Below are 10,076 nucleotides of genomic sequence, written 5' to 3' on the forward strand. Positions count from 1 at the left end.
GCTTGTTAATCGATAACGACATAAAAGATATCGCTGCGCCCAACAACTGACTCATCGCTTCGTTTAATTACATAAGCCTCAACCATGTGTACTCCATGGTATTCTAAGTATTCTCTCCTTACACCATGAGTTTCAGAGCTATAAAACTGACCTCGCATGCATTTTGCTGCGTAGGCTGCTGCGTCAGTATTGGTAATTCGCCATTTAACTGAATAATCTCTGGGGAATGGGAGTCCCGCCAAGCTCAGGGCATTAAATTCTAGCCAGATCCCCGGGCGAAGAGGTGTCAGGCTTTGCACTTCGGCTTGTCGGATGCTACGTTCACTTTCGGCTCGATATGTTTTTATTCTGACGTTAATGGGCGCGCTATTCGCATTGCGCCATTTAGGTCTTTCCATATGTGGGAGTTTCGTAAAGTTTTCCGGGAGTGCACTGCGTCCTATGGCTTTAACTGCCGATACCATATCGCTCCAAGAGGAAGCTAAGGATTCGAGTGCTGCTATGGCAACAGGGCTCACACGAGCCGCTTTCTCTACCGCCTCTGCCTTGGCGAACTCATCACCGAAGACTCTCCTCCATTTCGCTATGCTTTCATCTTTATCTTCTTCGTCATAGGCCTCATCAATCCAGTCGCGATACCGATTGATCACGTTCCTGAAATTAGAATATTTCGCTTGATCCCAGCACCGGCTCTGGATTTCACTCCAAAGTACAGGGTTGTGTACCTCGGGTAGATAATAATTTGCTTGCAGCCAGTCATCTAAACGGCCCACTATTTCTTTGAGTGCGGAGGGTACATCAGAAAACTCTAATCTTGACCCGTCGTTGGCAAGAATGCGCTCACCCAGCATTGTGGTCAGCAAAAACGATGGGCACGTGAAAGTTGTTTTTATATCGCGTAAATATTTTAAAAGCCTTGTCACTTTCCTCAGGTTGTTCTTTGATGAACTGGTGTTTTTTGCTATCAGCCAGTCTGTATAGTCTCCTGGCCTTGATGGCTCAAACTCATTGCTATTTCTATTGCAGACTTCATATTCATCAGTAAACCGGCGATCTTTAATGCATGGTGCTATGTCTATTTTCCTTTCGCCAGCATATTCTATAGTTACGCAGTGTGACGACTTTATGACTTTTCCAGCGTAGGTGGCACTCGCACGAAAAGCCTCATGCAGAGTGTTTATATACTGTTTAGGTTCCCAGTCTTCGACGTGATCAATATAGACGAGCAAGTCGGCATCAAACGAAGCTCCGTCTATAGGCCTTATAATGGTTTTGTGAGCCCATGAGCCATGTGCAGCATACCTGATGATTTTAGGCTTCCAATCTGCGTTCAAAAGATAGCGCTGCACAGCATCTATGCTGCTTTCAAGTTGATCAAATCTGGATTGGTTCAGATTGACGGTGTCTTTCAGGAAGTCATTGAATTGCGAAACTAACTTCATTGTTACATCCTTGCGTTGAAGTATGCGAAATGGATAATAGGGACAGGCAACGATTTCCAGTTCTCACCAGCATCTCAAATATTCTGCACCGCCCGACACCTCGGAAACCCCGAACACCCCCAAAACTGCTGGCCAACATTGGCCCCGGTTTTACGAATGCGAATAACCAGAGCACTACCACATTTCGGACACTGTCGCTCAGCTGTCGGATCACTACGGCGTTTAAGGTTTTGCACATGCTCGCGGTGGGTGGCGAGGGTTGGCGCGCGGCGGCCGGATTGCAGGGCGTGCAGCATGGCGTCGACTTCAGTCGCGCTAAATACCGGCTGCTGAAATGACTTGATATAGCGGATAAAGCCGATGCCTTGGGTGACGTTGGCCGGCACCTCGGTTTTGAATGTGCTGCCGCCGACAAAGGTGATCACCGAGTGCAGGTGCTCGGGGTTTACGCCAAGGGTGGCTTCCAGCGCTTTAAGGTGTTTGTAGTTCTGCCGCAGCGGGTTCTGGAATTTGAAGGTGCGTTTGTAGAGCTTCTGCGTCCACTGCGCCTGCTTTTCGCTGCCGAAGATCCAGCCGCTCATGTTCTTCGTTTCCAGCACGAAGATGCCGTAGGGCGAGAGGAATACGTGGTCGATCTGCGTGGTGCCGTCGGGCGTGTTGAGGGTGACGTTGTGCAGGCGGCGGTAGGTGTGTTTGTCCAGCTGCCAATGGGCGAATAAGCGCACCAGCAGCTCACCAATATGGCCCTTGGCCCAAGGCGACTTGAGCAGGCCGAGCAGCAGCATGGCGGGAATCAGCCAGGTCATCGTATCGATAACGGGCCGCAGGATGACGCTGTAGTCCATGCCTTCTTCCTTGAGCAATGCCGCTTGAGTGGCGCCCGTAAGCCGAGCGAGCAGGCGTGTCGGATTTCCAAATGCATGACACTGCCCCGGATAATGGCCAATTGCCTGCGCCAGCTCAAGGGTTCAACGACTAATTGCTAACAGCCGGCGGTGGGCGAATGGCTGTTTTGCATGGCTACACCAGTGCAACTGCGGCCCGATCCGGAAGGGACTTTTGTGGGGATGGTGTATCCGTGAGCCGCTTAGCGAGCCTATTCGGCTCATTGCGTGAGCCGAGTTTCAGCCAGGCTGCTGGTTTCGACTGAGCTTGATCCGCGTGGTTTGCGTTATGGCGTTCAGTGTTTTTTGGCCAGCAATTCGGAGCGGCCAATCACTTCGCGGCTGCGCTCTGGTTTTCGCGGCCCGGAGAAGCCGGCGTCTTCAATGGCGGTATCCAAACCGCGAAAGTGCGGGGCGGCTTTGGGGCTGCGCAATGTCTCCATACCTTCGTTCCAGGCGTGCACCATCTGTTTAGCCACATCACGCCAGGCGGGCTCGTTTTTCGCTGCTTCGATAACTTCTTTGCCGACCTCTACGGCGGACTCGCAAAGCTGCTCGACCATGGCGGCGTACTGGCGTGGTGGAATGCCTAAGACGGCTTTGAAAAATAACTCCAGCGAACGGCCTGGCGTCCAGGTTTGTCTGCCGCTTATGGACAGGCCGGGTGGGTTGTCGGCGAAGCGCGGGTAGGCCTGAGTGGTCACCAGGTCATAGACCGGGGTAAAAGCGACGTCCGCTCGGGAGGTGTAGAACAACGCGATGTTTTTTGCGTGGCAATCTGCGTTGCGTATTACGTAGTTGGTCAGCAGTTGCCAGCCAAAGTGCTCGCGTTGCGCTTGGAGACGGTCAGCGGTGATATAGGCCCGTGTGGCATTCCACACCCGCTCGGTGGTGGGGGCGTACTTTTCATGTGGCGGCAAACCCAGTAGCCCACAGGCGTCTTCGACTCCGCAGCGGGGGACGCCTTGTGCGTCGACATCGAAGCGATCCACTACCAGGATTTTGCCGTCCTCTGACATGCGACATGCTGCAACGGGCACAGCATTCAATCGCGCTAGCACGCGCATGCTGTAGAACTCGTTGAAACCCAGAAAGGGCGTGTTGTCATCGGAGCCTTTGATGATATGAAAGCCGGTGCGCAGGGTCGGTTTACCTAGCGGCTCCCGAGGCTCTGCGGCGTCGGTGGCAATAAACTTTGGTACGACCCCCGAGACAGCTACCCGAGCGTATTGCCGTACCAGTGCGGCGAAGCGGTCAGTGGTGTTTTCCGCCTTGAGCAGATGACTTATCTCAATTGGCGCGATCTCGATGCCAGGCTGAATGCCTTCGGGTGTGACCGAGACTCTGCCGATGCCGGTGCCGCCCACCACGGCCAGCAGCGACAGATCGGTGCCATCGAGCAGTGGGCCGAACTCCTCGCGGATAACGCCCAGCAAATAACCCTCGGGCAGGTTCTGCCGGAAAAATGGAAACAGGTCGCGGGGCCAGCGCCATGCTTCTTCGCGAACCGGCATCGTTAGGCTGACAAAGTCTTGCAAGGCGGTGCCGGGAAGATATTTCAGCACGTATTCATCGCGCTCCCGGTAGAGCTTGGCCACAAGCCTTGAGCTGACGTGGACGTCGAGAATCATGCTCAGCCTCTCCCGGAACGTTGCTCGTTGAGGATGTCTTCAACGGTGCGTTCGTGACCGGCTTTGACCAGTTTCAGGTCATAGCCTGCCGCCTCCAGCAGGCGAACCAGCACTGAAACGCTCATATCACCCTTGGCCACTGTTTCCATGCGGGCCACCGTGGAGCGTGATACGCCCGCGCGGCTGGCCAATGCTTCCTGGCTTAGCTTCGCGTCACCGCGCGCCTGCTTCAGCATTTCGGAGACATCATATAGAGAGGTCATTTGTAGCCCTCGGGCATCAAAAAGAGCGGATATGCCGAAACTGTAGCCCTCGGGCTACAAATGCACAAGCAACAGATAAGTGTGATTTGTGGCTTGTGGGCTACAAATTTCGCTTGCTAGGTATATTTTGTAGCTCGCGGGCTACAAATTGTGCCGGCAGGGATAGATATATGACGGGGCTTGCAGGCGGGTGGGTTAGTTTTCTAGGCGACGCCGCTTGGCATATTCGGCGGCTTTTCCGCTATCAATAAAGTCGAATACGAATGCCTTTGCATGCATAACGCTTTCGTAGCGCTTTTTCCCCTGCACATTATCTACAACCAGTTTGCAGCCAGCCGGCTCGATAACCACGGCCAACTTAAAGCCTCGGTGTTTTATCGTGTGACGGCCGTTTTTGCGTTTCCATTTGGAAGAGGCCAGGAACCGTCTGAGTCGACCTAGGCGTCGTCGGGCTTCTGTCGCCTCCCGCGTGCCGGTTAGCGCATCGCAGCAGTGAGTGCCAACGCCCATCTGCTCCCAGTGCTTATGCAGTACGTAGTGCACATAGCGGATCGCTGTACCGCACAGCTCACAGTTCCCGGCGAGGTCGCCCAGGTCATCCTCGCCACTGTATTCCCATCCAGAGTCGGGCCGTATTTCCCCATGCTCGCGGGCATGGCAGCCCCGGCAGAGCGTTTCACAATCAGAATGGTCGTACTGCCAAGGCTTGCGCCCGCTGATGTAGTGCTTGTGATGAACTTGCAGGACGACGCCATCCGGCCGCCCACGGCCACACTCAACGCAAACGCCAGCATCCAGCGCTATTACCTGTTCTCTGAATGCTGCCCACTGCTTGTCGGCATAAAGATTCGCCATCCCTAGCTCTCCCGCGCCTGTCCTTGTCAGCCCCTGAGGGCTCAGCGGCGCAATTCCAGTGCATCGTTTGCTGCGGCGCCTCAGACCAGCCTAGCTGCCTGGCGCTCGGGTTGCGTAGCAAACGTGGTAGCGGGTGCTACGACCGCCACCGGGTAGGCGGGTGATGCAGCCTTCTTCCAGGAGGTCGCCGAGATGGCGGGTTGCGGTGGCTTTGGAAACCTTGGCCACGGCCTGATATTGGGCGGCGCTGATGCCGTCCGCAAAGCCACGTTCGCCGCCATCGAGCAGGCGGTTAAGGTGCTCCGTTAAGGCGTTTGATTCGAGTCGTTTTCATACAGGCATGAAAAAGCCGCGCAGTGCGCGGCTTTGGAGTTGGTGGGCCCACACGGACTCGAACCGTGGACCAAAGGATTATGAGTCCTCTGCTCTAACCAACTGAGCTATGGGCCCTCAGAAGCGGGCGGATTATACCGGTGCCTTCTCGGCAGCGCCAACCGAATGGCGCGGGGTGAGGAAGTTTTGTGCGAAGGCGTCCGCATGGATCGCGCGGCTGATGACGAAGCCCTGGATCTGCTCGCACCCTTCGGCAGCGAGGAACAGTTCCTGGGCTTTGGTTTCTACCCCTTCGGCGATCACGGTCAGTTGCATGCTGCGGCCCAGGGCGATGATGGCGCGCACGATGGCGACGTCGTTGCTGTCATTGGGTAGGCCGCGCACGAAGGATTGGTCGATTTTCAGGGTGTCGACCGGCAGGCGCTTGAGGTAGCTGAGCGAGGAATAGCCGGTGCCGAAATCATCGATGGCCAGTTGGATGCCCAGGTTTTTTAGCTGGTGCAGCAGGTTCAGCGCTTCTTCGGCCTGGTTCATGATGAAGCTTTCGGTGATTTCCAGTTGCAGCAGTTCGGGGGCCAGGTTGTGGTCTTCCAGCAGGCTGGAGATGCGTACCAGCAGGTGCGGCTGGCGCAGTTGCACGCCGGTCAGGTTGACCGACAGCGGGCCGAAGGGGGCGTGCTGTTGTTGCCATTGCTGCATTTGCCAGCAGGCTTGGCGCAGTACCCAGTCGCCGAGGGCGATGATCAGGCCGGTTTCTTCGGCCAGGGGGATAAAGCGATCCGGTGGGATTTCGCCGAATACCGGGTGATGCCAGCGCACCAGTGCTTCGGCGCCAATCAGGCGGTTGCTGCTCAGGCTGCGCTTGGGTTGATAGTAGAGCTGCAGTTGTTCCAGCTCGATGGCGCGGCGCAGTTCGCGCTCCAGGGCCATGCGTTCGGTGGCCTGGAAGGTCAGGTCGCGGGTGTATAGCTCGACGCGGTTACGCCCGCGCGCCTTGGAGCGGTACATGGCGGCGTCGGCATTTTTCACCAGGGTGGCGACATCGTCACCGTCATCCGGGTAGCGGCTGATGCCGATGCTGGCGCTGATAAACAGCTCCTGTTCGTCGAACTGGAAGGGCAGGCTGAAGCAGTCGAGCAGCTTGTGCGCCACCAGTTCTGCATCGCCATCGTGTTGCAGGCCGGGCAGCAGGATGATGAATTCATCACCGCCGAGGCGCGCCACGGTGTCGATATCACGCAGGTGGGCTTTCAGGCGTACGGCAATGCTCTTCAGCAGTTGGTCGCCGACCGGGTGGCCGAGGCTGTCGTTGATGTGTTTGAAGCGGTCCAGGTCGATAAACAGTACGGCGCCCATGCGTTTGTCGATGTGCGCGTCTTCGAGGGCGGCGCGCAGGCGCGCTTCAAATAGCATGCGGTTGGGCAGGCCGGTCAGCGGGTCGTGATGGGCCTGGTGGTCGAGGCTGGCCTGGGCGTGCTTGAGCGAGCTGATATCGGCAAACACGCCGACAAAGTGGGTGATCTGCTGATCGCTGTCACGCACGGCGCTGATGGTCAGCCATTCCGGGTAGAGCTCGCCGCTCTTGCGCTTGTTCCAGATCTCGCCTTGCCAGTGCCCGGAGGCGCTGAGGTTGTGCCACATGGCGGCGTAGAAGGCGCTGTCGTGGTTGCCGGAGGCGAGCAGACGCGGCGACTGGCCGAGGGCTTCGGCTTCGCTGTAGCCGGTGATGGTGGTGAAGGCGCGGTTGACTGCGGTGATGCGCTGCTGCAGGTCGGTGATCATCACGCCTTCGGCGGTACTTTCGAAAACGGTGGCGGCCTGCTTGAGGTTTTCCTGCATCTGCTCGCGCTCGGTGATGTCGCGCGCGATGGTCAGCATGCAGGTGTCGCCTTCGATGGGGATCGGCTGCACCGACATCTCACAGGTGCGCAGTGAGCCGTTGCGGGTGCGGATCAGGGCGCGGAAGTCGCGCACCGAGCCGTGCTGTTGTACGTGCTCGAACATCCGCGTGCGGTCTTCCGGGTCGGCCCAGATGCCCAGTTGCAGGGTCGAGCTGTCGGTCGCTTCGTTAACGCTGTAGCCGGTGATGCGGCTGAAGCCTTCGTTGACGTCCAGCAGTTGGCCGTCGCTCAGGCGGGTGATCAGCAGGCCGTCGGGGGAGGCGTGGAAGGCCTTGGCGAATTTGTCCTCAGAGAGTTTCAGGCGCTGTTGGGTGTCCTTCAATTCGCTGATGTCACGTACTGCCACGACCAGGGTGCTGCTGTCATCCAGGGTGACCTTCTGCGCGGAAATCAGCGCGGTGAACTGGCTGCCATCGCGCCGGCGAAAGCGGCCCTCGATGTTGTGCGCGCTACCCTTGCGCAGCATTTCCAGAATGCGTGGGCCGATGCCTTGCTCCATCCACAGGTCCAGCTCTGAGCTGGTATGGCCGATGGCTTCGGCGGCGCTGATGCCGAATTGCTGCTCGAAGGTGTTGTTGACCGCCAGCAGGCGGCCGTCGTGCAGGTTGAGCAAGGCGATGATGTCTGGGCAGCTGTGGAACACTGAGGCGAACTTCTGTTCCGACAGGGCCAGTGCCTGTTCGGTGCGCTTGGTTTCGGTGATGTCGATCAGCAGGCCACGCAGCATCTGGCTGCCATCCAGCGGCGAGAGCGTGACGATATCGCGGACCCAGACTTCGCGGCCGTCGGCGGCGAGCATGCGGTAATCCATGCTGTGGTCGCGCCCGGCCAGGGTTTCACTGCGGCAATAGTCGAGGGTGCGGCGCGCGTCCTCGGGGTGCAGGATGCGTTCGATAAAGCCGGGCTGCAGCCAGTCCTGCGCCGGATAGCCAAGCAGTTTCTCTGCCTGGGGCGCGACATAGGTGTAGCGAAAGTCGCTGGGGTCCATCTGCCAGGCGACGGCGTTGAGGCTTTCCACCAGGCCGCGGTAGTGCTGCTCGCTGTTGCGCAGCTCGCCTTCGAGTAGGGCGCGGTTGTGCATTTCACTGCGCAGGCGGTGGTTGATGCGCAGGATGCTGAAGATGATCAGCAGAGCTGCCAACAAGCCGGGCAGGCCAAACAGCAGCAGGCTGCGCCAGAACGGGCGCTGGTCAAGCGGATCGCTCACCCAGCGCTGCTGGATGTCGGCGATTTCACTGGGGGTGAGTTCGCCCAGCAGTTTGTCGAGAATGCCGGCCAGGATCGCTTGATCCTTGGGTACGGCCATGGCCAGTTGGTAGCGGTACGGGGTTTGCCCGCTGATGACGATGCCATCGAGCTTGAGTTGGCGCAGGTGCCAGACGCTGGAGGCGAGGTCGCCGACCATTGCATCGGCCTGCCCGGAGGCCAGTGCCTGCAAGGCGGCTGCTACGCTGGGGCGCGGCCATAGGCGCAGGTCGGGGTGTTTGTCGCGCAGCAGTTCGTGGGTGGCGTAGCTGTCCACCACGGCCACGCGCAGCCCTTGCAGGTCGCGCAGCCTACGCGGTTGTGGGCCTTGCTCCTGGCTCAGGATGACAATCGGGAAGTCGAGGTAGGGTCGAGTGAAGGTCAGGTACTGCTCGCGTTCGGGGGTGGCCATCAGGCTGGGCAGCAGGTGCAGCTTGCCGGTTCTGGCATCGGCCAGCACTTCGCTCCAGTTCTGTGCCGGGGCGGGGCGCAGGGTGACCGGCAGGCGCTGTTCGATCAGCCGCACGTAGTCGGCGGCGAGGCCCTGGTACTGCTCATTGTTGTCGATAAATTCGTACGGCGGCCAGTCGCGGTCAACGCCTAGGCTCAGTTGCGGGTTTTCCGCCAGCCAGGTTTGCTCGGCGGGCGTCAGCTCAAGGCTGAGGGCGGGCACGGTCCAGCAGGCCAGACACAACAGGAGGGTGGCTGCAACACGCGGCATGGGTTGGCTCGTTCGCTGGGTAATTAGCAAAAGTGTAGACCGCCTGGCAGGCCTTGGTAGTTGCCCAGAATGCAAAACCCCCGGCAGGGCCGGGGGTTTTGGTGTTACTCGTCGAGGAAGGAGCGCAGGTGCTCGCTTCTCGTCGGGTGGCGCAGCTTACGCAGCGCCTTGGCTTCGATCTGACGAATCCGCTCGCGGGTTACATCGAACTGCTTACCGACTTCCTCAAGGGTGTGGTCGGTATTCATGTCGATGCCGAAGCGCATGCGCAATACCTTGGCTTCACGCGCGGTGAGGCCGGAGAGTACTTCGCGAGTGGCTTCTTTAAGGCTCTCAACAGTGGCGACATCGATTGGCGACTGCATGGTCGAGTCTTCGATGAAGTCACCTAGGTGGGAGTCTTCGTCATCACCGATCGGGGTTTCCATGGAGATCGGCTCTTTAGCGATCTTCAATACCTTGCGGATCTTGTCCTCAGGCATTTCCATGCGCTCACCCAGCTCTTCCGGGGTCGGTTCACGACCCATTTCCTGCAGCATCTGTCGGGAAATTCGGTTGAGCTTGTTGATTGTCTCGATCATGTGCACCGGAATACGGATGGTGCGCGCTTGGTCGGCAATCGAACGGGTGATCGCCTGGCGAATCCACCAGGTTGCATAGGTCGAGAACTTGTAACCGCGACGGTATTCGAACTTGTCCACTGCCTTCATCAGGCCGATGTTGCCTTCCTGGATCAGGTCGAGGAATTGCAGGCCGCGGTTGGTATATTTTTTGGCGATGGAAATCACCAGGCGCAGGTTG

Annotated in this window: 7 protein-coding genes, 1 tRNA gene and 1 pseudogene; all 9 read right to left on the minus strand. The window is 58.2% G+C overall.

The genetic code is table 11. From position 1 onward, the window contains the following. Nucleotides 1–5 precede the first annotated feature (5 nt). The gene (locus Q8O69_RS13670; RefSeq protein WP_305592862.1) at nucleotides 6–1,442 is read right to left on the minus strand and encodes a cyclic GMP-AMP synthase DncV-like nucleotidyltransferase; all 1,437 of its coding nucleotides are present in this window, start codon (nucleotides 1,440–1,442) and stop codon (nucleotides 6–8) included. Nucleotides 1,443–1,516: 74 nt separating this feature from the next. Further along, the gene (locus tag Q8O69_RS13675; protein WP_305592863.1) at nucleotides 1,517–2,287 is read right to left on the minus strand and encodes a nuclease-related domain-containing protein; all 771 of its coding nucleotides are present in this window, start codon (nucleotides 2,285–2,287) and stop codon (nucleotides 1,517–1,519) included. 335 nt (nucleotides 2,288–2,622) lie between these two features. Beyond that, complete coding sequence (locus Q8O69_RS13680) at nucleotides 2,623–3,957, minus strand: type II toxin-antitoxin system HipA family toxin (RefSeq protein ID WP_305592864.1); 1,335 nt, start codon at nucleotides 3,955–3,957, stop codon at nucleotides 2,623–2,625. Between the two features lie 2 nt (nucleotides 3,958–3,959). Further along, nucleotides 3,960–4,220 (minus strand): helix-turn-helix domain-containing protein, encoded by a 261-nt coding sequence (locus Q8O69_RS13685; protein ID WP_305592865.1) that lies wholly within the window; start codon nucleotides 4,218–4,220, stop codon nucleotides 3,960–3,962. 195 nt (nucleotides 4,221–4,415) lie between these two features. After that, nucleotides 4,416–5,075, minus strand: a complete 660-nt coding sequence (locus Q8O69_RS13690; RefSeq protein ID WP_305592866.1) for an HNH endonuclease — start codon at nucleotides 5,073–5,075, stop codon at nucleotides 4,416–4,418. A gap of 90 nt (nucleotides 5,076–5,165) precedes the next feature. After that, nucleotides 5,166–5,372 (minus strand): annotated as a pseudogene (locus tag Q8O69_RS13695) (DUF4172 domain-containing protein); the annotation flags it as partial. Between the two features lie 76 nt (nucleotides 5,373–5,448). Beyond that, nucleotides 5,449–5,525, minus strand: a tRNA-Ile gene (locus Q8O69_RS13700). Nucleotides 5,526–5,540: 15 nt separating this feature from the next. Then, a complete protein-coding gene (locus Q8O69_RS13705; protein WP_305592867.1) occupies nucleotides 5,541–9,275 on the minus strand; it encodes a bifunctional diguanylate cyclase/phosphodiesterase in 3,735 nt (1,244 codons plus the stop codon). A gap of 104 nt (nucleotides 9,276–9,379) precedes the next feature. Beyond that, nucleotides 9,380–10,076 (minus strand): RNA polymerase sigma factor RpoD (rpoD, locus tag Q8O69_RS13710; protein ID WP_305592868.1); only part of this gene is annotated, 697 nt, incomplete at its 5' end.

It is taken from the genome of Pseudomonas sp. (genome assembly GCF_030690725.1).
In the GTDB taxonomy this organism is placed as follows: domain Bacteria; phylum Pseudomonadota; class Gammaproteobacteria; order Pseudomonadales; family Pseudomonadaceae; genus Aquipseudomonas.